The 21,771-nt window shown below is 59.9% G+C and carries 21 protein-coding genes and 1 riboswitch; of the genes, 12 read left to right on the top strand and 9 right to left on the bottom strand.

Annotation, left to right across the window (positions count from 1 at the left end; all coding sequences use genetic code 11):
* Positions 1–58: 58 nt before the first annotated feature.
* The 5 genes from ACFOZ5_RS01825 to ACFOZ5_RS01805 form a co-directional block, all read right to left on the bottom strand.
* A complete protein-coding gene (locus ACFOZ5_RS01825; protein WP_379885018.1) occupies positions 59–772 on the bottom strand; it encodes an extensin-like domain-containing protein in 714 nt (237 codons plus the stop codon).
* 214 nt (positions 773–986) lie between these two features.
* On the bottom strand, positions 987–1,856 hold the full coding sequence (yghU, locus tag ACFOZ5_RS01820) for a glutathione-dependent disulfide-bond oxidoreductase (protein WP_379885017.1): 870 nt from the start codon (positions 1,854–1,856) through the stop codon (positions 987–989).
* Between the two features lie 226 nt (positions 1,857–2,082).
* Positions 2,083–3,303 carry a multidrug effflux MFS transporter gene (locus tag ACFOZ5_RS01815; protein WP_379885016.1) on the bottom strand — a complete coding sequence of 407 codons (1,221 nt, stop codon included), beginning with the start codon at positions 3,301–3,303 and terminating at the stop codon, positions 2,083–2,085.
* Entirely contained in the window at positions 3,300–4,157 is an 858-nt protein-coding gene (locus tag ACFOZ5_RS01810; protein ID WP_379885015.1) for an alpha/beta fold hydrolase, read from the bottom strand. Before ACFOZ5_RS01810 ends, ACFOZ5_RS01815 begins: the two co-directional genes overlap by 4 nt.
* Before the next feature lie 181 nt (positions 4,158–4,338).
* Positions 4,339–4,626, bottom strand: coding sequence for a hypothetical protein (locus ACFOZ5_RS01805; protein ID WP_379885014.1), 288 nt, complete (start codon positions 4,624–4,626; stop codon positions 4,339–4,341).
* A gap of 28 nt (positions 4,627–4,654) precedes the next feature.
* On the opposite strand from ACFOZ5_RS01805, the gene ACFOZ5_RS01800 reads away from it, so the two are divergent.
* The 5 genes from ACFOZ5_RS01800 (at position 4,655) to ACFOZ5_RS01780 (ending at position 9,785) form a co-directional block, all read left to right on the top strand.
* Entirely contained in the window at positions 4,655–4,906 is a 252-nt protein-coding gene (locus tag ACFOZ5_RS01800) for a type II toxin-antitoxin system Phd/YefM family antitoxin (RefSeq protein WP_379885013.1), read from the top strand.
* Positions 4,903–5,157 carry a Txe/YoeB family addiction module toxin gene (locus ACFOZ5_RS01795; protein ID WP_379885012.1) on the top strand — a complete coding sequence of 85 codons (255 nt, stop codon included), beginning with the start codon at positions 4,903–4,905 and terminating at the stop codon, positions 5,155–5,157. Before ACFOZ5_RS01800 ends, ACFOZ5_RS01795 begins: the two co-directional genes overlap by 4 nt.
* A gap of 499 nt (positions 5,158–5,656) precedes the next feature.
* Positions 5,657–6,091 (top strand): hypothetical protein, encoded by a 435-nt coding sequence (locus tag ACFOZ5_RS01790; RefSeq protein ID WP_379885011.1) that lies wholly within the window; start codon positions 5,657–5,659, stop codon positions 6,089–6,091.
* Between the two features lie 89 nt (positions 6,092–6,180).
* Positions 6,181–7,941 carry a sensor domain-containing diguanylate cyclase gene (locus ACFOZ5_RS01785; protein WP_379885010.1) on the top strand — a complete coding sequence of 587 codons (1,761 nt, stop codon included), beginning with the start codon at positions 6,181–6,183 and terminating at the stop codon, positions 7,939–7,941.
* Positions 7,938–9,785, top strand: a complete 1,848-nt coding sequence (locus tag ACFOZ5_RS01780) for a sensor domain-containing diguanylate cyclase (RefSeq protein ID WP_379885009.1) — start codon at positions 7,938–7,940, stop codon at positions 9,783–9,785. The genes ACFOZ5_RS01785 and ACFOZ5_RS01780 overlap by 4 nt, the downstream gene beginning before the upstream one ends.
* Here ACFOZ5_RS01780 and ACFOZ5_RS01775 read toward each other — a convergent pair.
* From ACFOZ5_RS01775 to ACFOZ5_RS01765, 3 genes are read right to left on the bottom strand one after another with little or no spacing between them, the layout of a single operon-like run.
* Entirely contained in the window at positions 9,771–10,079 is a 309-nt protein-coding gene (locus tag ACFOZ5_RS01775; protein ID WP_379885008.1) for a putative quinol monooxygenase, read from the bottom strand. The two genes, ACFOZ5_RS01780 and ACFOZ5_RS01775, sit on opposite strands and share 15 nt — an antisense overlap.
* A gap of 19 nt (positions 10,080–10,098) precedes the next feature.
* On the bottom strand, positions 10,099–10,512 hold the full coding sequence (locus ACFOZ5_RS01770; RefSeq protein WP_379885007.1) for a hypothetical protein: 414 nt from the start codon (positions 10,510–10,512) through the stop codon (positions 10,099–10,101).
* Positions 10,513–10,522: 10 nt separating this feature from the next.
* Positions 10,523–10,915 carry a DUF6677 family protein gene (locus tag ACFOZ5_RS01765; protein WP_379885006.1) on the bottom strand — a complete coding sequence of 131 codons (393 nt, stop codon included), beginning with the start codon at positions 10,913–10,915 and terminating at the stop codon, positions 10,523–10,525.
* 199 nt (positions 10,916–11,114) lie between these two features.
* Here ACFOZ5_RS01765 and ACFOZ5_RS01760 point away from each other — a divergent pair, with 199 nt between their 5' ends.
* The 3 genes from ACFOZ5_RS01760 (at position 11,115) to ACFOZ5_RS01750 (ending at position 13,072) form a co-directional block, all read left to right on the top strand.
* On the top strand, positions 11,115–11,711 hold the full coding sequence (locus ACFOZ5_RS01760; RefSeq protein ID WP_379885005.1) for a Crp/Fnr family transcriptional regulator: 597 nt from the start codon (positions 11,115–11,117) through the stop codon (positions 11,709–11,711).
* Between the two features lie 106 nt (positions 11,712–11,817).
* The gene (locus ACFOZ5_RS01755) at positions 11,818–12,012 is read left to right on the top strand and encodes a YgaP family membrane protein (protein WP_379885004.1); all 195 of its coding nucleotides are present in this window, start codon (positions 11,818–11,820) and stop codon (positions 12,010–12,012) included.
* A gap of 334 nt (positions 12,013–12,346) precedes the next feature.
* Positions 12,347–13,072, top strand: a complete 726-nt coding sequence (locus ACFOZ5_RS01750; RefSeq protein ID WP_379885003.1) for a DUF3047 domain-containing protein — start codon at positions 12,347–12,349, stop codon at positions 13,070–13,072.
* A 51-nt stretch (positions 13,073–13,123) separates the two neighbouring features.
* On the opposite strand, the gene nhaB is transcribed toward ACFOZ5_RS01750, so the two are convergent.
* Positions 13,124–14,629: a sodium/proton antiporter NhaB gene (gene nhaB / locus ACFOZ5_RS01745; protein WP_379885002.1), complete on the bottom strand. Its 1,506-nt coding sequence runs from the start codon at positions 14,627–14,629 to the stop codon at positions 13,124–13,126.
* Between the two features lie 313 nt (positions 14,630–14,942).
* A riboswitch (guanidine-I (ykkC/yxkD leader) is annotated at positions 14,943–15,050 on the top strand.
* A gap of 56 nt (positions 15,051–15,106) precedes the next feature.
* Here nhaB and ACFOZ5_RS01740 point away from each other — a divergent pair.
* The 4 genes from ACFOZ5_RS01740 to ACFOZ5_RS01725 are packed head-to-tail and all read left to right on the top strand — an operon-like array spanning position 15,107 to position 21,236.
* Entirely contained in the window at positions 15,107–15,832 is a 726-nt protein-coding gene (locus ACFOZ5_RS01740; protein WP_379885001.1) for an urea amidolyase associated protein UAAP1, read from the top strand.
* Positions 15,833–15,844: 12 nt separating this feature from the next.
* A complete protein-coding gene (locus ACFOZ5_RS01735; protein ID WP_379885000.1) occupies positions 15,845–16,483 on the top strand; it encodes an urea amidolyase associated protein UAAP2 in 639 nt (212 codons plus the stop codon).
* On the top strand, positions 16,474–20,118 hold the full coding sequence (uca, locus tag ACFOZ5_RS01730; protein WP_379884999.1) for an urea carboxylase: 3,645 nt from the start codon (positions 16,474–16,476) through the stop codon (positions 20,116–20,118). Before ACFOZ5_RS01735 ends, uca begins: the two co-directional genes overlap by 10 nt.
* Before the next feature lie 38 nt (positions 20,119–20,156).
* A complete protein-coding gene (locus ACFOZ5_RS01725; protein WP_379884998.1) occupies positions 20,157–21,236 on the top strand; it encodes a putative urea ABC transporter substrate-binding protein in 1,080 nt (359 codons plus the stop codon).
* The last annotated feature ends 535 nt before the right edge of the window (positions 21,237–21,771 follow it).

Here is a 21,771-nt window from a genome sequence, read left to right as displayed (position 1 = left end):
TCCGTGGCTGAAATAAACCAGCGCGATGCGCCGCCAAAGCGGCCGCTACTGGTTGTAGCTACCGGCAGATACCGAACCGACTGGTATCCAGATGGAAGTGATTTTCGTGGGGCTTATTATAATCGGGACCCAACACGGTGCCGAAATAGTCACACGCTGCGCTGTGGACTGCCTTCAGGAATTTACGCCGAGCCGGGTCTGCGTCGTTATCCCAATCCTCCAGTACGGAAATGCGCCGGCCATCTGCCAGGCGGAACCCTGCCAGGTCGAGTGCGGCGGCGCTGGCGTGTTCACTGCGCCGGGCATTCTCACGATGGTAGATATTGCGGCAGGCAAAGGTACCGTAATGATCAAGCCGCACCACCGGGCTGCCCAGGTGTTCCCGGGCCAGGGGTTGTAACTGCTGCTGTTCGAACATCACCCAGGCGGCGACCAGCGGGCAGGTTGCGGTAAAGGTCGAACTCAGCTCCGCGCTGGTTCGCGTGACGCGGACCACGTTGGTAAGCGGACAGCTCTCCACCGGGGTGTAATCCTCCAGCGGCAGGTGATCCAGCCAGTTGTCCGGTGCGGTTGCCAGCACATCGATGCACTCTGCCTGTTCATCCCGCAGGCTGTTGAGCTTCCAGCGGGTAACCGGGGTCATCCGATGATCCAGCGCCACGGGGGCAAACGGACTCCACTCAGGTGGCAGATATTGCCAGGCGCGGATGTAGTCCAACGCCGCCACCACCACGATCACCAGCAACCAGAACAACCACGCCTTTCTCGACAAGGGCCTTTCTCCGATATTGCCGCGTATTCGGCTGCCAAGCAGCTCCTTGCTGTTTCATCAGCGTGCCGAAACCACGCCAGAAATGGAAGCCGGACGAGACCCGCGGCTGGCGAAGTGGAAGGTGATGTGCCGGAAGAGTGAGAGCGCAGGGAGTGAATCAGCATTCCGGGCGGAGCCTTGCCGTGAACAGCAATACTCCGCTCCGGAAGAACGTCTACCGGGCGTCCAGTTTATCCTGCGTCTTCAGCTCGAAGTCGCTGGCATCGTGCCGCTCCGGCAGCTGGCCTGCGGGGTCGCCCCAGACTCGATTCACCATCTGGCCACGCTTCAGGCCCGGGCGGGCTTCCAGCTCCTTGCTCCAACGGACCACGTTGGTATAGGTATGCACCTCCAGAAATTCCTGTGCGTCATAGATGGTGCCGGTGACCAGATTACCGTACCAGGGCCAGATGGCCATGTCGGCAATGGTGTACTCGTCCCCGGCGATATAGCGGTTATTGGCCAGCTGCCGGTCCAGCACGTCCAGCTGACGCTTGACCTCCATGGTGTAGCGGTCGATGGGGTACTGGAACTTCTCAGGCGCGTAGGCATAGAAGTGGCCGAACCCGCCACCCAGGAAGGGCGCACTGCCCATTTGCCAGAACAACCAGTTGAGCGTCTCGGTACGGCCGGCGATATCCTTTGGCAGGAATTCACCAAATTTCTCGGCCAGGTAGACCAGCATTGAGCCGGACTCGAACAGCCGCAGGGGCGGGTTCTGGCTGTGGTCCACCATGGCAGGGATCTTGGAGTTGGGGTTCACATCCACAAAGCCGCTACCGAACTGCTCGCCGTCCATGATCTTCACCAGCCAGGCATCGTATTCCGCCTCCTTGATGCCCTTCTCCAGCAGCTCCTCCAGCATGATGGTGACTTTCGCGCCATTGGGTGTGGCCAGGGAGTACAGCTGTATCGGGTGCTTGCCAACCGGCAGCTCCTTGTCGTGGGTCGGGCCGGCAATGGGACGATTCACGCTGGTGAACTTACCGCCATCCTGCTGTTCCCATTTCCAGACTTTCGGGGGGGTATAGGTATCGTCAGACATTCACGGATCCTTTGTTGGTGTACCGAAGGTGGTGGGCCGTCCTGGCGGACTATCCTGTATTGACCGACTATGGATTGTTGCACCACAGGGAAAACGTGCGACTCACATCCTATAGGACACAAGTAACAAAGAGAACATACCGGGCAGAGGCTCGCTGCGGCTCACTGCCATGCATCGCCTCCTGCGACGTCCTATCGTGAAACGCGTGGGCGAACGGTGGTTGCCCTCATAGAACAGCGTCAGCGAGAGCGGCCCGGCGGGCTGAAAACAGCCGATTGGCCGCAACCGCTGCTATCACGACGATCAGCTGGATAAGGAGCATGGGAGCAGTGCTGCTGGTACCTGCTGCACTGACCAGCAGTCCACATAGAGCGCCCAGCAACATCTGGAGGCACCCCACCAGAGCAGCGGCCATACCTGCCCGTGAACCATGGGGGGCAATTGCCCCTGCCACCGCATTGGGGAAGACGAAGCCTGCTCCGAGGGTCAACAGGAACTGGGGCAGAACCACGCTGTATGCATCCAGCCCCCGCAACGCATAACCGACGGCAGTGGTCAGGGCAAACAGACATACCAGCGCCAGCCCTGCGGTCAGCAGTCGCTGCGGGCCAACACGCCGCACCAGCAGGCGACTCAGCACCAGGGCGATGACGAATCCCGACAGAATGCCTCCGAAGATCAGGCCCAGGGTCTCGGTGGAGACGCCCAGCATGTTCCGGACCGCAAAAGGCGCGCCCACAACGTAAGCCATCATGGCGCCATAGACCAGGCCCAGTGGTAACGCATGTCGCAGGAATACCGGATGCATGGCCACCTCCCGGTAAGCACGCAGCAGGCTTTCGGTCCGTTCCACACCGGTTCCATTTTTCGGTCGGGTTTCAGGCAGACCAACAGCAACCAACAGTGCGAGCAGCACACCGAGAACAGCCAGCGCGGCGAAAATCATCCGCCAGCCCCATTGCATCGAAACCCAACCACCAATAGTGGGCGCAATAGCCACGCTCAGTGCAATCGCCAGTGTTGTCGTTGCCAGAACGGCGGGCACACGAGGCAGTGGGTAGACATCACGGATAATCGCCCGCGCCATGACAAAACCCACGCAGGCACCAAGGGCCTGCAGCACACGGGCAATAATCAGCACGGTGACGGACTCGGCCAGCAGGCAACCGACCGTGGCCGCCACATAAAGCCCCAGACCGCTTAACAGGACAGGACGTCGGCCCAAACGGTCCGATGCCGGCCCAAACACCAGCTGCCCCACCCCGAACGCAAACAGGAACAGCCAAAGGGAGCTCTGCACAGCCACCGGGCTTGCCGACATTTCCCCCGCAATCAGGGAAAGGGCAGGCACGTAAAGCTGGGTGGACAGCTCGCCGAGAATCGTCAACATTAACACCAGCAGACCAACCATCAAGGGGATCGATCTGACGTCATCCGGGGCGCTCATGATCCGGACTCCTCTGTGTCCGCCCGACTCACCGACACGTGCCGCCCCAGCATGTCCAGCCCGAGCGTAATCAGTGAGGGGTCGTTGAGGATCCGGCGATGGCCAAGCCCGGACACCTCGTGCAGGGTCGAACCGGGCCACGCTGCCCTTAGCAGGCGGCTCTCCTCGAACGGTACTTCCCGGTCGTCCAGGTCATGGAGGATCAGTGCGGGATGGCGAAAGCCAGCAGAAAGCTCCATCAGCTCCATCGCGACCATGGGCTGGCCTGTCTCCGCCTCCATCAGGGCAAGCAGACGATCCGCCTGCTCGTCGGTCAGCCTGGCCATGGACGCAGCCCGAAGCAGAGCCCCCTGCAGGGAGCTGGGCCCGGCGATGTGGATGCTGGCACGGACCTGCAGGCCTTGGGCAAAGGCATACAGCAAGGCCGGCGAGCCCATCGAATGGCCTATCGCTGCCTCAACCGGCCCGGCAGCCTCCAGCACCCGCAATGTGGCCCGCCCCAGGTCCACCACGTTGGATCGGCTTCCGCCAGACTGCCCATGGCCCGGCGCATCGAATGCCAGCACCTGGTATCCCGCTGCCAGCAGCGCCCTGATATACCCGGCCAGATGACTCGCCCGGCTATTCCAGCCATGAACCACCAGAACCCTGGGGCCCGTCCGGCCCCACTGCCAGGCCGCCAACCGGTTACCCCGGTAATCAACCTGAAAAGGCACCGCGCTTGCCAGTAAAGACTGTTCTTCGTCGGTGGCCTGAACCCGCACGGGAGTTACCAGTGCCCGGAAAAGCTGCTCGGCCTCAAATGGTCCTGGCCCGGCGATCGATGTTGATGTTGTGGTACTTGGAGTCTCCATGATGCTTACCCTCTCTAGATGACAGTCATCATACTATTATATGTTGATCATCATTTAAAGAAGCAAAACACACGTCAACCCATCGGTACCGGAACACCGGCAGCGGCAGTCACCTCCAGCTACCGGACGGCCTGAACAGCGTTATTGCCGGCCTCCCGCAAACAGCCAGGGGCCATCACCGTCAGCGCCCGTCGCCCTTTACACCCAGGCGGTCCAGATACACGTGCAGCTCCTGCTCGCTGATATTGACGTACTCCAGTACCCGACCGTAAAGCATCACCGTGGGCACATTGCGCCCGCCCAGCTCGCGCTGGGTTTCATTCAACACGTACAGGATCAGCCGTTCAGTACGGGTCAGACCGTCACGGACATCGGGGATGGCTTCCTCGGCGGTTTGCCGCGGAGCGGCGGAAGATCGGTCGCTGTGCAGCCGATTGTTAAATCCTTCTCTGTACGTTATTTTGAACATGATCAACATCCTGTACAGGAGCAGTCTTATGGATGCCATTAGCTACACAGCAGCCAGAACCAATCTAGCAAAAACCATGGAACAGGTCTGTGAAGACCATTCACCAGTGATCATCACACGAAGCAAGGCACAGTCCGTCGTCATGATCTCTCTTGAGGACTACGAGGCGCTGCAAGAGACCGCCTATCTCCTGCGTTCACCAACGAACGCCCGTCGCTTGCTGGAATCCGTTGCAGAGCTGGAGCAAGGCGGTGGTCAGGAAAAGGAACTTCCTGAATGAAACTCATCTTCTCCGAGAACGCCTGGGAAGACTATCTGTACTGGCAGAAAACCGACAAAAAGATACTTATCCGAATTAATAAACTTATCAAAGAGACCAAACTAGAACCGTTTGAAGGTATAGGTAAACCGGAGTCCCTCAAGCACAGTCTCGCCGCTTACTGGTCCCGCCGAATTAACGAGGAACACCGAATGGTGTACAAAGTCACGGATGACGCTTTGCTTATCGCCCAGCTTCGATACCACTACTGATTTAACCGTTTCTTTCAGACTGTCAGCACTACAGGCATCGTCTGTCGTACCCGTCTTCTCTCCACTACCTGAATAGCAATTCCGGGAGCCCGTAGGGTACCGCTCATCGGTTACCAGACCAGGTTACCGTTCTCACAATCGGGGGAAGGACCCAGCACGCTAGTGCCCAGCAGGGTTGCTGTTCCGGATAAATGGGAAACCGACGGATGTTCGAACCCCGGCACACCAATCGCATTGATGCAGCCGGCCACCAGGGCCAGGACAAAGGCCCCGTACTCGATCCATTTTGGAAGCTTTGATATCAAGAGGGTTACTCGCTGGTCTACTACGAAAATACCTGCCGTGACCAAACGATTCCATGAACCTGCCGTGCGTATACAGTATTCCAGACAGGTCGTCAGTCCGGTTGATTCATATCCATGACAAGCCCGGAAACGCCCACTACAGTACAATCATGGAATGACCAGAACCCAGTTCAAACGTGGGAGCCATTGTCGCCGTGGACCAGAAATCGCAAGACCTGGAGCTGTTTGAAGGGCTCAAGGCACTTTCTGACACCGCCTTCCCCAAAGAATGCGCCAGCTGCGGTCGCGTGTACGAGTCACCGGAAGACTTTATACAACAGTCCGAGGGCATCTCCGGTCGTTCAGGCCTCAAACACGCCTACGATGATGACGACCGGCCGATGGTCGAATTGTTTCGCAATTGTGTTTGCGGCTCCACTCTCATGGATTTCTTTTCCGATCGGCGTGATTCCTCACTTGCCGGCATCAGACGACGTCAGGTATTCAGCAAGGTGCTTACACATCTGGAATCCAGGGGCATGGATACCGATACCGCCAGGCAGGAGCTGCTGAAACTGATGCGCGGAGACGCCAGCGAAAAACTCGAAAGTCTGGGTGTCAACCTGAAAGCCCGGCGCTACGACCAATAGGGGGGGCGGGTAGTTACGCACCCATGTTCCTGATTCGCTCACTTGTCCTTCTAGCCTGTTTTTTACCCGGCACTATTTGCGCGTCCACCATGCCACTACCAACGGACGCTCATCATGTGCTGGACGGCAATGTTCAGTACCTGGAAGATTCCGACAACACCTATACTGCGGCCCAGGTGAGAGCGTCAAAGTCCCTCGACTGGCAAACTGCCGGCACCGAAGCATTCAACCAGGGCGTAAGCGATTCCACGTGGTGGCTCCGGCTGCAGCTGGTTAATACCAGTGACCAGGCCCACGAACGTTTGCTGGAAATCGGCTATCCCCTGCTGGATCATGTGAATGTCTACGTGTACGACGGTATTCAGCAACGTGCCTCCTATCAGCTCGGGGACAAGCAGCCCTACCTCCAACGCCCGCTGGAGCACCACCACTATCTGGTACCCTTGACCTGGCAACCAGAGCAGACCTTGACCATTCTTGTCAGGGTAGAGTCATCGGGCGCGGTATGGGCACCACTCACCCTGTGGACGCACGAGGCTTTTGTCGGCCAGGACGGCATTCGTGCAATAGCCCGGGGCCTTTTCTACGGCGCACTGGCCATCTTCGTCGTCTACAACCTCATGCTGTTTCTCTCAGTCCGGGAGCGGAGTTACCTCTATTACGTCTGTTCCTATACCTGTCTGTTACTGTTTTCCGCAACATTTACTGGCCTGAGTTTCCGATACATCTGGTCCACTGCCACTACCTGGAACGAGCTGGCCGTGCCTGTCTTCCTCGCTGGCATCTCAACGTTTGGCAACCTGCTGGCCTGCGAGCTGCTTCGGCTCAGACAGGAACATTCCCCGCTTGCCCGAATATTCCAGATTGGAGCCATTGCCGGAGCCCTGATCATCCTGGCGGCATTCGTGGTGCCGTATCAGTGGGCGCTAACGCTCTCTATGGTCTTTGGTATAGCGTCCTTCGCCATTGCATTCATTATTGGCCTTCATCGACTGCCACGTGGCGGCATTACCGAACGCCTGTTCACTGTTGCGCTGGCCTTTGCCTTCATCAGTTCGTTGCCAAACACACTGGCCGCTGCCGACCTGATGTCGCTTAACGCCATTTCAAAACAATCCATGTACCACGGCACCATCATTGCCGCCCTGCTACTCTCCTTCGCCCTGGCGTCCCGCATTACCGATGACCGCCGCCTGCGTCACCTGGCGCATCAGGAGGCCATGCTGACCACCCAGCGGGCGAAGGCTGAGCTGGAAGAGCGGGTCCTGGAACGAACCCGGGAACAACAGCGTCTCAGCGAACATCTTCAGGAGCTTTCCATTACCGATGCCATGACCGGAGCCAGTAATCGGCGTTACTTCGAGCAACGCCTCGCAGAGGAGTGGAAACGTTGCGGTGAGTCGGAGCGTTCTCTGGCCGTCATTCTTATGGATGCGGATCATTTCAAGCGCATTAACGATACCTACGGCCATGCCGCGGGCGATGCCTGTCTGATCGATATTATTCAGCGGTCTCGCCGTTGCCTGAGACGTCCGGCGGATGTCTTTGCCCGATTCGGTGGTGAAGAATTCTGTGTGCTGTTACCCGAAACCGATCAGAACGGTGCCCTGACGATAGCCGAGCGCATTCGCCTTGCTATTGCAGAGTCACCCGTTAAGTACGACGGCGAGCTCATCCCGGTCACAGTCAGTGCTGGCGTTGCATCCACGGTGCCCAGCCCGGGCACCCGACCAGACCGGTTGCTCAACCTGGCAGACAAGGCACTTTATGACGCCAAGGAAACGGGCCGCAACAGGGTTTGTGCACGCCGGCTGGACAATAGTTCGCCAGATCATGGGAGCAGCCAATGAGCCGATTCCCGACAGCACAGCCGTTATCCGTTCTCCTGACTCTGGTGCTGATGATTCTTGCCCCCACTTCGGCGTTGGCCCAGGAACATTCTTCCGGCGGGAATTCCATAGATCCGGCTGGTCAGCTGCAATACCTGGAAGATCCGGAAGACCAGTGGACAATCCAGGACCTTACAGGGCGACAGGACTGGAAGGCAACGGAAGGCGGCTTCAATCAGGGCTATTCCCGCTCAACCTGGTGGCTAAAAGTACCCCTGATGAATCCCGGCTCGGAGACCCTGACCCGCTATCTGGAGATCAGCTATCCGATGCTCGACCACCTGGAGGTATACCTTGTCAACGACGGCCAAGTCCTCGAACGATATTCACTCGGCGACAAGCAACCGTTCGCCTCTCGCCCGCTGAATCACCAGAACTTTGTCGTACCAATGCAACTACCGCCGGGCTCTGAACGGACCCTCTATCTGCAGATATCATCAAGCAGCATCGTTCAGGCCCCGCTGACTTTCTGGAACCCTGATGCCTTTCTCGAAGCCAATTTTGATCAACTCTTCACCAGTGGTCTCTTCTTTGGCGCACTGATCCTGATAGCGGCCTATAATTTGCTCCTCGCCATCGGGTTGCGTGACAAAAGTTATCTGTTCTACGTCGGATACGTGGTATCCATGACCCTCTTTCTGGCAAGCGTGGATGGACTGGCTTTTCGCTTCCTCTTGCCGAACGCCCCCAACTGGGCCGATCAGGTCCTTGTCATGAGCTTACCCGCACTGACCGTATTTGCAGGCCTTTTTGCCCGTAACCTGCTGGATATTCCCGCGTTTTCCCGCGCCCTCGACATAGTTACCGTTACCCATATCTCACTGGCCTTTTTACTCCTGGTCGCCAGCTTTTTCCTGCCCTACGCTGCGAGCATTAAACTGGGCATGCTGGCTGCCCTCAGTGGCAGCGCCATCAGCCTGTGGGCGGGCCCGTCTGCCTGGCTCCACAAACAGCCGGCGGGCAAATTTTATACCTACGCATGGACGGCTTTGTTCGTGTGCAGCGTACTGCACTCACTGGGGCGGTTAGGGGTATTTGACGTACCCTGGCTGACCAACAACATCATGCCTGTCGGCGTAATCACTGAGGTTCTGATATTGTCGTTGGCCCTGGGCGAACGCATCAACAGCGAGCGCCAGCAGCGTGTCTCTGCGCAACTCGACGCCCTGGCTGCCGAGGAGCAGGCCACCGCCGAACTGGAGCGCAGGGTCATGCAACGCAATGAAGAGCTGGCGGTTCTCAATGCCCAGCTACAGTCGCTGACCCACACCGACCAGCTCACGTCGCTGTCGAACCGACGAAATTTCGAGAACCACCTGCATAAGGAGTTCAACCGTTGCCGTCGCAATAACCGGCCGCTGACAGTAACCCTGCTCGACGTTGATCATTTTAAAAACGTTAACGACCGCTGGGGGCACCAGATTGGTGATATCTGTCTCCAGGCCCTCGCCCGGCAGATGGAGAAAGTCGCCAACGGTACCAGCACGATGGCCGCACGTATCGGCGGCGAGGAATTCTGTTTATTGTTGCCAGAGGTGAATGCCGTCGACGCTTACCGCATTGCCGAACAACTACGGGCCGACATCGCTGACATTCCAATACCATGTGCGGACGAGACCATCCACATAACCGTGAGTATCGGCGTGGCAACGATGATACCCGGGGTTGGTGGCAGTGCTGAAGAGCTACTCAAAGACGCGGACCTGGCCATGTATCAGGCCAAGAACAGTGGCCGTAACCAGGTGCGGGTTCGCAAGTCCGTCAGTCCGGGGCCTGGTGTCAGTAGCACGCTAGACCAACCTTGAGGATGCAATATCGTAGGCTGTAAACGCCCTTTCCTGCAGCCCGAACCGCTTCGCGGCTTCCCGCCAGGGACCAATATGGGGAGCCACCAGATGGGCATCCAGGGATTCGTTGTCCGGCCAGAGCTCGGAAAACCGGATCAGCCCCGGGTCGGTGAGATCCTCGGCCACATCATAGGCAATGCACCCATCATGACACCGGGTAGCGTCTACAAAGTCCAGCAGATACGGCCTGACTGCGTCCATGACCTCCGGCGGAAATCTCAGAAACCCGAAAACAGCAACTTTCTCTTCCATGGCTCGATGGGTCCTTACCCTATTGATCAGTCACCGCAATGTACCACCTGGGCTTGATGCGGCCGAAGTCCTGGCGGTTGTTTGATGTCAGCCCCTTTTTGGAATCCAGCACCCTTGCCTTGCCCCCTTCTCTGACAAACACCACCCAGTGCCAGAAAGGCCTGCCCCGTTCCATACGCCATTTGATCGCCATGAGGGCCTTGTCGGGAAGCCGCTCCCAGGACTCGAACGGGGTTTCCCTGTCCGCTACCGGTATACCGAACGCCTCCAGAAGTGTCCGGACATACTCAGTGTCTGACCAGAGCGCTGTATTGGCGGCATGAATGCCCAGAGCGCTCGCTTTCCGACGAGCCTCCCCGTAACTGACACCTGCAAGAGCGGCGCAGGCGGCAATGCCACAACCGGTGGTTTCTTCCTGAATCACGGGTTCCATCGCTTATCCTTTAGCCCTGATGTGATTCTTCAGTCGGGTTCCGGGGAGACCGACCACTTTCCCCTGGACTCTGAAACCGACCAACCCGGAAAGCATCCAGAATACCCAAAAGCCAGATACCCATTAACAGTAAACCTGCTCCATTGGCATCCTGGAAGGCAGCGCCTGACCGTTGATTCGAGATGGCTTCCTGAATCCCCGGAATATCCAGTGGAATGTCACCGGACAGGATCCGGGCACTGATTTCCTGCGATATGGCGATCGCCGCAGCCACGATAACGTAGAGGCAGACAAGCGACACTACCAGGAACAGCGCACCTGTGACGTTTCTCTTCAGGAAAAAATGGCCAGCTCCGGGCATTATGAAGGCCGATAGAAGCACCGCTTTCGTTGTTTTACTCATTCAGAGCACCGCCTTAGTAGCTTCCTGCACGGCAAGTCTACCGTAATTTGTTGCTCAGGAACGCGTTCGCTTAGCTAAACCCCGGGAGACCAGCCTCACCATTGTACGACCGACGGAACGACCCCAGGCATTCCCAGCGCCGCAGCAAGAGCGGTATCCTCGTGCCTCCCTACTGATCAGTATCAACAGGAGAACGGCCTTGTCCATTGCGGCGTTTTTTGATGGTTACCACGATATTCGGATACCCGCCGGCCACCCGGTGCTGCACCAGGGGGACGAATGCCTCAACTACTTCGTACTGAGGTCGGGGTCGGTACGCCTGTTCACCCGCTCGGCCAACGGTCGTGAGGTCACCCTCTACCATGTCCGGCCCGACAGTATCTGCGTTCTGACCACCAGCTGCCTGCTGGGAGGACGCCGTTTTCCCGCCGAGGCGGTGGCGGAAACCGAGCTGATCGTGAGAATGATGCCCAAGTCCCGCTTCGACAAGCTGATGGAGACGGCCCCGGACTTTCGCAACGCCGTTTTTCAGAGCCTGGCGCAGCGCATGGACAGCCTGATCCAGACTATCGAGAAGCTCGCCCTGCAGCCAATTGATGTGCGCATTGCCCAGTACCTGCTGTCGTTCGACACAGCCCTGGTACATTGCACCCACCAGCTGATCGCCGCCGAGGTAGGCACCGCCCGCGAGGTGGTGAGCCGCCACCTCAAGCAACTCGCGGATCGTGGCCTGATCCAGGCGGAACGGGGCACCATCCGCATTCTCGACCCGGACGCCCTGGCGAAACTGACCTGAATCAATCCACGGCACGACTTCCCTCACCTTGGTGACTTAGTTACAGACGCGCTGCTGATGGCGCCCCAGAATGCTCCCCATCACCACTGATCGGGAGGTCATAACCATGATGAAGAACGAAGGCAAAATCGATCGTACCCTGCGCGTACTGGTTGGGCTGGTATTGCTGAGCCTGGTGTTTGTTGGCCCGCAGAGCCTCTGGGGGCTTATCGGCCTGGTACCGCTACTGACCGGCCTGGTGGGTTTCTGCCCCCTGTACCGGGTGCTTGGACTCAACACCTGCCCGCTGAATAACCGGTAGCCAGCCCTGGCGGGGCGCGATGCCCCGCCTCTATCCCCGGCGAAGCAACCAGAGACACACCCCTGCCCCCGCCAGCGCAGCCAGACGATCCACCCCCAGGACGCCGCTCAGGGGTACGAGGTGAAGAATACCGGCAATGATGTGACGGTCTTCTGCATGGCGGCCTCCGTGGCCCCGGGCTAAGGAACGAATCTCTCACCGCCTCGGCGGACGGACAATTACCTTGCAGGTAACGAGCGGTGTCTAGTTGTCAGTGGGATTGCTCACCGCCCTGAAACCGGACGTGCTACTGTGGTTAACCAATGCCCCCTGGAAGATTTCTCAGGAGCCCCCCATGCTTCGCACGTTCCAAACGCTGGTCCTGGTATGCCTCGCCGCTGGCCCCTCGGCCCTGGTTGCTCAGTCGTCCCTGGTGCCGGTCTTTTCGGAGCTGCAAACTCTGGCGGGGGATAATGGCTGGGAGCCGCTTGAGTTTCCCGATATCGAACGCCACACCCGGTACACTCTGGTGACGGACAACGGCAGACAGGTGGTGGAGGCCCGGGCCGACGACAGTGCCTCGGGCATGATCGCTCGCGTATCCCTGGTGCCAGGCGATTCCCTGACGCTGCGCTGGAGCTGGAAGGTGGCGAATGTGTTGGAGGACGGGGACGCACGCCGCAAGTCCGGTGACGACTACCCGGCACGAATCTACGTGGCTTTCGAGTTCGAGCCAGACAAAGCAGGCTGGTTTGAAAGGGCCAGGCGCAAGACCGTCAGCACGCTCTTTGGCGAGGAATTACCGGGCCGGGCCCTGAACTATATCTGGGCCAACCGCCTGCCCCGGGGCGAGATCATCGCCAACCCCTACACCGACGACACCATGATGATCGCGGTCAATTCCGGCCAGGACCAGGCTAGCCAGTGGGTTACCGTGGAACGCGACATTGTGGCGGACTATCGCCGTGCCTTTGGCAGTGAGCCCCCCGGGCTGCTCGGTGTGGCCATCATGACGGATACGGACAACACCGGCGACACCGCCAAGGCCTGGTACGGCGACATCATTCTGGAACGGCCATAGTCAACGGGCCGTCGGCGACTCCGTCCGGGGAATTCTCCGACGGGGCGCCAATCACACCAGATAGATCACACAGAGCAAGCCGACGCTGCCCATCACCACCATGTAGGGAAAGGCCATGACCACCATGCGGCCGTAGGACAGCCGCACCAGGGGGGCGATGGCGGAGGTCAGCAGGAACAGGAAGGCCGCCTGACCATTGGGCGTGGCCACGCTCGGCAGGTTGGTACCGGTATTGATGGCGATGGCCAGGGTCTGGAAGTGTTCGTTACTGATCGCGCCGGCGTCCAGGGCCTGTTTGATCTCGCTGATGTACACAGTGGCCACGAACACGTTATCACTGATCATCGACAGCAGCCCGTTGGCCACGAAGAACATTCCCGGCTGCTGGCTTTCCGGCAGGCTAAGCACGAACTCGATGATCGGCTTGAACAGGTGCTGGTCGTGAATCACCGCCACCACCGCAAAGAACACCACCAGCAGGGAGGTGAAGGGCAGTGACTCCTGGAACGCCTTGCCAATCTGGTGCTCGTCAGTGACCCCGGTGAACGAGGTGATGATGATGATCACCAGCAGCCCGATCAGGCCCACTTCTGCCAGATGGAACGCGAGCCCGACCACCAGGATGCCGGCCGCAAACGCCTGGATCCACAGCGCCGCCTGATCCGCCTTGGTGCGCTTGGCTTTCTCGTTGTCGGCAAACTCCTCCAGTACCCGGCGTACCGGTTTCGGCAGGCGGGTGCCATAACCAAACCAGCGCACCTTCTCCAGCACCCAGCAGGTAAAGAGTCCAGCCCCAAGCACCGGCATGCTTACCGGTGCCATATGTTCGAAGAAGCTCTTGAAATCCCACCCGACCGTTTTCGCAATCAACAGGTTCTGGGGCTCACCAACCATGGTGGCCACGCCGCCCAGGGCGGTACCAATGGCGCCGTGCATCAGCAGGCTGCGCAAGAATCCCCGGAACTGTTCCAGGTCTTCCCGGTGCAGTTCAATCACATCGGCATCACTATTGGCATTATGGTCCCTCTGCTGGTAGCCCTTACCCGAGGCCACCTTGTGATAGACCGAGTAGAAGCCCACAGCCACGCTGATAATCACCGCCGTAACGGTCAGGGCATCCAGGAAGGCTGACAACAGCGCCGCCGCCGCGCAGAACAGCATGGAAAGCGCCGATTTGGACCTTACACCCACCAGGATCTGGGTAAAGGTGACCAGCAGCAGCTCCTTCATGAAGTAAATGCCCGCCACCATGAACATCAGCAGCAGGATCACCGGGAAGTTGGTGAGCAGTTCGTGGTAAACCGCCTCGGGCGTGGTCATGCCGATCAGCAGCGCCTCCACCGCCAGCAGGCCGCCCGGCAGCAGGGGATAGCACTTGAGCGCCATCGCCAGGGTAAAGATGAACTCCCCCACCAGCAGCCAGCCTGCCACTGCGGGGCCGAACATCACCACCACAATGGGGTTGATGACCAGGAACAGCAGGATCAGCTGCTTGTACCAGACGGGGGCCTTGCCCAGGAAATTGGCGGCGAAACCGCCGAATACAGTCGATGGCATTTATCTATCACTTCTATAGGGCGGGTCTTGTTTGGGCGCGCATTTTACCAGAAGCCATTGCGGATGTGCTTGATATTGATGAAGGGATAAACAAAAGGCGGATCATTTTGGTGCCTCGGACCGCACTTGAACCGGTCAGGCGCACCCTTTTGATGCGCCAGACAACCGGGGCACAGCCCCAAACAACGCAGCATAGATCTTTTTTCGCTTTATTATCAGCGCCTTGATCTAACTGGCACAGAACTTGGTTATCCACCTCTACGCAGCGAGACGTTGGTTACCAGAACCACTTATCAACGCGCGACAATCTGACAAAGAGGTCAACTAGGGTTCCGGCCTGCGGCAATAACACGCAGGTGGCTGGTCCGAGAGTTGACGACCTTTTCCAAAGGTTACACGGCGGGACAAAAGCCCGGGAGGATCGTTCAGTGACTGACGCCTCTCGTATTTTGAACCCTGAACCAGGAGGAAAAGGTGATGCTCGCAACCGCAGCTCCCCTCTACGACGATCTGATTCCCGGCGGATCCCACTGGTCTTTTGTCATGCGCCGTGGCCATGTGTTGCGCCTGATCGATAAAACCGGCGGTGCCAACGTCGGCATGCTGATGTACAACCCCGAGAATCCCCTCGAACGCTACAACATGCCGGACACCCTCAAGAACCAGCACACCTTCAACCTGACGAAAGGTCACGTTCTGCTGTCCGACATGGGTCGGGTCTTTGCCTCCATCACCCGCGATGACCTGGGCTGGCACGACACCGTCAGCGGTACCTGCAACGCTGAGCAGGTGACACAGCGCTGGGGCAAGAAGACTTACCAGGAGGCCCACAACCACTACCACCGCAACGGCTTCACCAGCTTCCTCAACGAACTGGCCAAGTACGGCCTGGGCAAGAAGGACCTGACCGCCAACCTCAACTGGTTCAGCCGGGTAAAAACCGATGACGACGGCAACATGCGCTATGTGAGTGATCACTCACATGCGGGCGCCACCGTGGACCTGCGCTTCGAGATGGACACCATCGTGGTGCTGCACACCTGCCCGCACCCGCTCAACCCGGCTGCCGAATACCCCAGCCACCCGCTTCGTTACCAGCTTTTCAGGGCTGCTCCGGTCACCGATGCCGACCCTTGCAAGACCTCGTCGCCGGAGGCCACCCGCGCCTTCGCCAATAACGCCCTGTACCACCTGTTCCAGTAACGGAGGCCGGAGATGATCAAGCAAAGCGCATTGAAAACCGAAAACGCCGCCTTCCGCGAAACGGTACCTGCGGGCGAGTATTTCCTGAAGGTGGTGAAGGCCGGCGAGACCGTCCGCATCCTGGACCTGGAAGGCAACCAGGCCGCCGACACCCTGTTCTATAACGCCGATAACCCCACCGAACGCTACAGCGCCGTCGACACCATCCGCGAGCAGGGCAACGTCTACCTGACCGCCGGCTCAAAACTGATGTCGTCGGAGAACAACGTAATGCTGGAAATCACCGCCGACACCTGCGGCCGTCACGATACCCTCGGAGGTGCCTGCGCGGCGGAGAGCAACACCACCCGCTATGCCCTGGAAAAGAAATGCATGCACGCCTGCCGCGACAGCTGGCTGGTGGCGGTCACTGAGCACGAAGAGCTGGGCATGACCAAGCGGGACATCACTCACAACATCAACTTTTTCATGAACGTACCGGTCACCGCCGACGGCGGCCTGACCTTTGCCGATGGCATCTCCGACGCCGGCAAGTACGTGGAGCTGGAAGCGAAGATGGACGTGCTGGTGATGATTTCCAACTGCCCGCAACTGAACAACCCCTGCAACGGCTGGAACCCCACGCCCATCGAGGTGCTGGTATGGAGCTGATGAGAACTCCCGACCATGGCCTCGACAAGGTCCTGATCGCCAACCGGGGCGCGATTGCGTGCCGGGTGATACGCACCCTGCGGGCCATGGGCATCACCTCGGTCGCCGTTTACGCAGAGGCAGACGCTGACTCACTCCATGTACGCCAGGCCGACGAGGCCTGGCCATTGGGCGAAGGATCAGCGGCGGCGACCTATCTGGATCAGGACCGGCTGTTCGAGATCGTCAAGGCCAGCGGTGCCCGGGCCATCCACCCCGGTTATGGCTTCCTCAGCGAGAATGCGGACTTTGCCCGTCGCTGCGATGCCGAAGGCGTGATTTTCCTGGGCCCCACCCCGGAACAGATGGAGCAATTCGGGCTCAAGCACACCGCCCGGGACCTGGCCCGGAAAGCCGGTGTCCCGCTGCTGCCCGGTACCGATCTGCTGGACAGCCTTGAGGACGCGCTTTCGGAGGCCGAACGTATCGGCTACCCGGTGATGCTCAAGAGCACCGCGGGCGGTGGCGGTATCGGCATGTCCCGCAACTACGGTCCGCAGGACCTGAAGAACAGCTTTGAGTCGGTCCAGCGCCTGAGCCGGAACAACTTCAGCAACAGCGGCGTGTTCCTGGAGAAATTCGTGGAACACGCCCGCCATATCGAGGTACAGCTGTTCGGTGACGGCCAGGGCACGGTGGTGGCCCTGGGTGAGCGGGACTGCTCGGCCCAGCGCCGCAACCAGAAGGTGATCGAGGAGGCCCCCGCCCCGGGGCTGTCCGATGAGGTGCGCCAGCGCATGCACGCCACCGCCCGGGTTCTGGGCGAGAGCATCCATTACCGCAGCGCCGGCACCGTGGAATTCATCTACGACCCGGACAGCGCCGGGTTCTACTTTCTGGAAGTGAACACCCGCTTACAGGTGGAGCACGGCGTTACCGAGGAAGTCTACGGTGTCGACATCGTGCGCTGGATGGTGGAGCTTGGCGCCGGCACCCTGACCGGGCTGGCCGAACAGGCTGCTGGACTGACGCCGAAAGGCCACGCCATCCAGGCCCGGATCTACGCGGAAGATCCCAACAAGGACTTCCAGCCCTCTGCCGGCCTGCTTACCAACGTGGCCTGGCCGGAAGCCGAAGGCCTTCGGATCGACAGCTGGATCCAGCCGGGCACCGAGGTGTCGCCCCTGTTCGACCCCATGCTGGCCAAGGTCATTGTACACGGGGCAGACCGGGAGGCCGCCCGCCTCAGGCTGATGAAGGCCCTGGACGACAGCCAGCTCTACGGCATCCAGACCAACCGGGACTACGTCAGGCAGGTGCTGGCCGACGACCGCTTTGTGGAGGGGCGCCTGTACACCGCAACCCTCAATGAGTTCCGGTACCAGCCGGCCACGGTGGACGTGGTGACCGGCGGCACCATGACCACCATCCAGGACTACCCGGGGCGCATCGGCTACTGGGAAGTGGGTGTGCCCCCGTCCGGCCCGTTCGACAGTTATTCGTTCCGCCTGGGCAACCGCCTGCTGGGCAACGCCGAAAGCGCCGCCGGCCTGGAGATCACCCTCAAGGGTCCGACCCTGGTGTTCAACCACGCCACCCAGATCGTGCTCACCGGGGCCGACCTTGACGCCACCCTGGACGACACTGCCGTGCCCTTCTGGGGGGTGGTCACCGTACCCGCCGGCGCCACCCTGAAACTGGGTGCCACCACCGGCGAGGGCGCCCGCGCCTATGTGCTGTTCCGGGGCGGGCTGGACTGCCCGGCCTACCTGGAGTCCCGCAGCACCTTCACCCTGGGCCAGTTCGGCGGCCACGGCGGCCGTGCCCTGCGGGCCGGGGACGTGTTGCAGCTGAATGATGCCGAACCCGCTGACAACACCCGCCTGGACAGCAGCCTGAAACCGGCCATCGGCAAGACCTGGAACCTCCACGTCACCTATGGCCCCCATGGTGCCCCGGACTATTTCACCCAGGCGGACATCGACACGTTCTTCGCCAGTGAGTGGGAAATCCACTACAACTCCAGCCGCACGGGCGTGCGCCTGATCGGCCCCAAACCGGAGTGGGCCCGCAGCGATGGCGGCGAGGCCGGCATGCACCCCTCCAATATCCACGACAATGCCTACGCCGTGGGCACCGTGGACTTTACCGGCGACATGCCGGTGATCCTGGGCCCCGACGGCCCCAGCCTCGGCGGATTCGTATGCCCGGTGACGGTGATCAGCGCCGACCTGTGGAAACTCGGCCAGCTCAAGGCCGGCGACAAGGTGCGGTTCGTACCGGTCAGCCAGGATCAGGCGGTGGCGCTACGGGAGGCCCTGGATGACACCGTGGCCACGCTCACGGCCGCCACCACCCATATCACCCCCATCAAGCCGGAAAGCCCGATCCTTCAGACCCTGGGCACGGACGAACACGAGACCGGCGTGGTCTACCGCGCCGCCGGCGACAACTACGTGCTGGTGGAATACGGTCCCATGGAGCTGGATATCCGCCTGCGCTTCCGCGCCCATGCACTGATGCTGTGGTTAAGGGACGAGGGCCACCCGGCCATCCTGGAGCTGACCCCGGGCATTCGCTCGCTGCAGGTGCACTACGACAGCCAGCGTCTCAGCCAACAGGACCTGCTGGCCCTGCTGACCGGCGCTGAGAAGGCTCTGGAAAAGCAGCCGGAATGGGACGTGCCCGCCCGCATCGTTCACCTGCCCCTGTCCTGGGACGACGAGGCCTGTCACCAGGCCATCGCCAAGTACATGCAGTCGGTGCGCAAGGATGCCCCCTGGTGCCCCAGTAACCTGGAGTTCATCCGCCGCATCAACGGCCTGAACAGCATCGACGACGTCAAGAAGACGCTGTTCGAGGCCAGCTACCTGGTCATGGGCCTGGGGGATGTCTATCTGGGCGCACCGGTGGCCACGCCCCTGGATCCACGCCACCGTCTGGTCACCACCAAGTACAACCCGGCGCGCACCTGGACGGCGGAGAACTCCGTGGGCATCGGCGGCGCCTACCTGTGCGTCTATGGCATGGAAGGCCCCGGCGGTTACCAGTTTGTCGGCCGCACCCTGCAGATGTGGAACCGCTACCGCACCACCGAACTGTTCGAGCCGGGCAAGCCCTGGCTGTTGCGGTTCTTCGACCAGGTGCGCTTCTACGAGGTCAACGCTGACGAACTGAAACAGATCCGCCGGGACTTCCCCAATGGCGACTACCCCATCCGCATCGAGGAAACCCGCTTCAACCTGAAGGACTACGAGGGTTTCCTGGCGGACCACGACAAGGACATTCGTGACTTCACCGTCCACCGCCAGCAGGCCTTCGACGATGAACTGCAGCGCTGGATCGAGTCCGGCCAGATCAATTTCAGCTCGGAGGCGCCCCTGGAGGACACCGGCGAGGATGACCTCAGCAACCTGCCCACCGGCCAGCATGCGGTGGAAAGCCATGTCGCCGGCAACCTCTGGGAATGCCTGGTGAAACCGGGCGACGAGATTGAGGCCCAGCGTCCGGTGGCGGTGGTGGAGTCCATGAAGATGGAAATCGAACTGCTCAGCCCGATCAGCGGGCGGGTGGTTGAGATTCGCCGCGAGGCGGGTCAGGCAGTCGCCCCGGGCACCCCGGTGGTGATTGTGGAAGAAATCAGCAACGACATCTGACAGACGTTCAATAACGGGCACAGCCCGGGGAGCACACCATGAAGACACGTGAACTGAGCAAAAAAATCGGCGCTACACTTGGCGCCGGCCTGCTGGCTGCCAGCCTGTCCTTCGGCGCCGCCGCCCAGGAGAAGAACTCCTTCACCCTGGCCTGGACCATCTACGTGGGCTGGATGCCGTGGCAGTACGCCGAGGACAGCGGCATCATGAAGAAATGGGCCGACAAGTACGACATCGACGTCGACATTGTGCAGGTCAACGACTACATCGAATCCATCAACCAGTACACCGCCGGCCAGTTCGACGCGGTGGTGGCCACCAGCATGGACGGCCTGTCCATACCTGCTGCTTCCGGTATTGATACCACGGCCCTGATCGTCGGTGACTATTCCGATGGCAACGATGGCGTGGTTTCCAAGGATGCCGGGTCCATCGAAGACCTGGAAGGCACCACCGTGCACCTGGTGGAGCTGTCGGTTTCCCACTACCTGCTGGTACGGGCGCTGGACAGCGTGGGCCTGGAAGAGCGGGACATCAACGTGGTCAATATCTCCGACGCCGACCTGGTCTCCGCGTTCCAGACGGACGACGTGCGCACCGTGGTCACCTGGAACCCTCTGCTGGGCGAGGTAAAAGCCTTCCCGGAGGCCACGGAGCTGTTCAACTCCAGCCAGGTACCCGGCCATATCAAGGACCTGGCCCTGGTCAACACCGAGGTGCTGGAAGCCAACCCGGAGCTGGGCAAGGCCCTTGTCGGCGCCTGGTACGAGGTGATGGGTATCCTCCAGTCTGATACCGAGGAAGGCCGCGAAGCCCGCGCCGCCCTGGGCGAGGCTTCCGGCACCGACCTGGAAGGCTATGAGGCCCAGCTGGCCGCTACCCGCATGTTCTGGGAACCCGCCAGCGCCGTTGAGTTCATCAACAGCGACCAGGCCCGGGACGCCATGGACAGCGTCCGCCAGTTCTCCTTCGACAAGGGCCTGCTGGGCCAGGGCGCCACCAGCCCGGACTTTGTCGGTATCGAGTTTCCGGATGGCACCATTATGGGTAATGACGATAACGTCAATTTCCGCTTCAACGACACCTACATGCAGATGGCCGCCGACGGCGAGCTCTGATGCTTACCTGACCACAACACGAAGGGCACGAGTCAGTTCGTGCCTTTTGCTTTCCTGTGCTCCGACTCGGCGCGAGTCCTTTCCTGTTCCCGGAAGCCGCTGGAAACACAGGCTGTTCTCGCCGCAGCTTTTGCTGTCGGAGAAGGGATGCTTTTACCACCGGCGATGCGGGTCAATGCCTGTATGCCCGAAAATTGACCAAGATCAATGGATCACCACATAAACGGGAAATCGCCGTCTGATCCACAAAATACTGCAATATATGGACATTCCAAATCATCGAAAAATCATACAATAGCGTAACATTCGCGTCCAAAACGGCGTCCACAGGATCGCGTTTATGTATGTCTGTAAAAGTCAGTCCTATTTACTTGAGCACTTTATAAGGCTCAATACCACACGCCCGGAAAACTGGGTTTCTGCTCTTCAAGTCTTGACCACCAGTCCGCAGCTTTCCCTGAAGACAGACAGCGGCGAGTTTCAGGCGCGCCTGTCCTCCCTTGCTTCAAGTGATCTGAATGTTTGCGGCACTTAC

The organism is Marinobacter lacisalsi (assembly GCF_042651045.1).
In the GTDB taxonomy this organism is placed as follows: Bacteria; Pseudomonadota; Gammaproteobacteria; order Pseudomonadales; family Oleiphilaceae; genus Marinobacter; species Marinobacter lacisalsi.
The sequence above is the reverse complement of the archived record's forward strand: the minus strand, read 5'-3'. Positions and strand labels throughout refer to the sequence as shown.

Bases quoted from the DNA above. Each gene is read 5' to 3' on its own strand.
- yghU (WP_379885017.1), bottom strand. From the start codon at position 1,856: ATGTCTGACGATACCTATACCCCCCCGAAAGTCTGGAAATGGGAACAG.
- ACFOZ5_RS01815 (WP_379885016.1), bottom strand. From the start codon at position 3,303: ATGAGCGCCCCGGATGACGTCAGATCGATCCCCTTGATGGTTGGTCTG.
- ACFOZ5_RS01810 (WP_379885015.1), bottom strand. From the start codon at position 4,157: ATGGAGACTCCAAGTACCACAACATCAACATCGATCGCCGGGCCAGGA.
- ACFOZ5_RS01805 (WP_379885014.1), bottom strand. From the start codon at position 4,626: ATGTTCAAAATAACGTACAGAGAAGGATTTAACAATCGGCTGCACAGC.
- ACFOZ5_RS01800 (WP_379885013.1), top strand. From the start codon at position 4,655: ATGGATGCCATTAGCTACACAGCAGCCAGAACCAATCTAGCAAAAACC.
- ACFOZ5_RS01795 (WP_379885012.1), top strand. From the start codon at position 4,903: ATGAAACTCATCTTCTCCGAGAACGCCTGGGAAGACTATCTGTACTGG.
- ACFOZ5_RS01785 (WP_379885010.1), top strand. From the start codon at position 6,181: ATGCCACTACCAACGGACGCTCATCATGTGCTGGACGGCAATGTTCAG.
- ACFOZ5_RS01780 (WP_379885009.1), top strand. From the start codon at position 7,938: ATGAGCCGATTCCCGACAGCACAGCCGTTATCCGTTCTCCTGACTCTG.
- ACFOZ5_RS01775 (WP_379885008.1), bottom strand. From the start codon at position 10,079: ATGGAAGAGAAAGTTGCTGTTTTCGGGTTTCTGAGATTTCCGCCGGAG.
- ACFOZ5_RS01770 (WP_379885007.1), bottom strand. From the start codon at position 10,512: ATGGAACCCGTGATTCAGGAAGAAACCACCGGTTGTGGCATTGCCGCC.
- ACFOZ5_RS01765 (WP_379885006.1), bottom strand. From the start codon at position 10,915: ATGAGTAAAACAACGAAAGCGGTGCTTCTATCGGCCTTCATAATGCCC.
- ACFOZ5_RS01755 (WP_379885004.1), top strand. From the start codon at position 11,818: ATGATGAAGAACGAAGGCAAAATCGATCGTACCCTGCGCGTACTGGTT.
- ACFOZ5_RS01750 (WP_379885003.1), top strand. From the start codon at position 12,347: ATGCTTCGCACGTTCCAAACGCTGGTCCTGGTATGCCTCGCCGCTGGC.
- nhaB (WP_379885002.1), bottom strand. From the start codon at position 14,629: ATGCCATCGACTGTATTCGGCGGTTTCGCCGCCAATTTCCTGGGCAAG.
- ACFOZ5_RS01740 (WP_379885001.1), top strand. From the start codon at position 15,107: ATGCTCGCAACCGCAGCTCCCCTCTACGACGATCTGATTCCCGGCGGA.
- ACFOZ5_RS01735 (WP_379885000.1), top strand. From the start codon at position 15,845: ATGATCAAGCAAAGCGCATTGAAAACCGAAAACGCCGCCTTCCGCGAA.
- uca (WP_379884999.1), top strand. From the start codon at position 16,474: ATGGAGCTGATGAGAACTCCCGACCATGGCCTCGACAAGGTCCTGATC.
- ACFOZ5_RS01725 (WP_379884998.1), top strand. From the start codon at position 20,157: ATGAAGACACGTGAACTGAGCAAAAAAATCGGCGCTACACTTGGCGCC.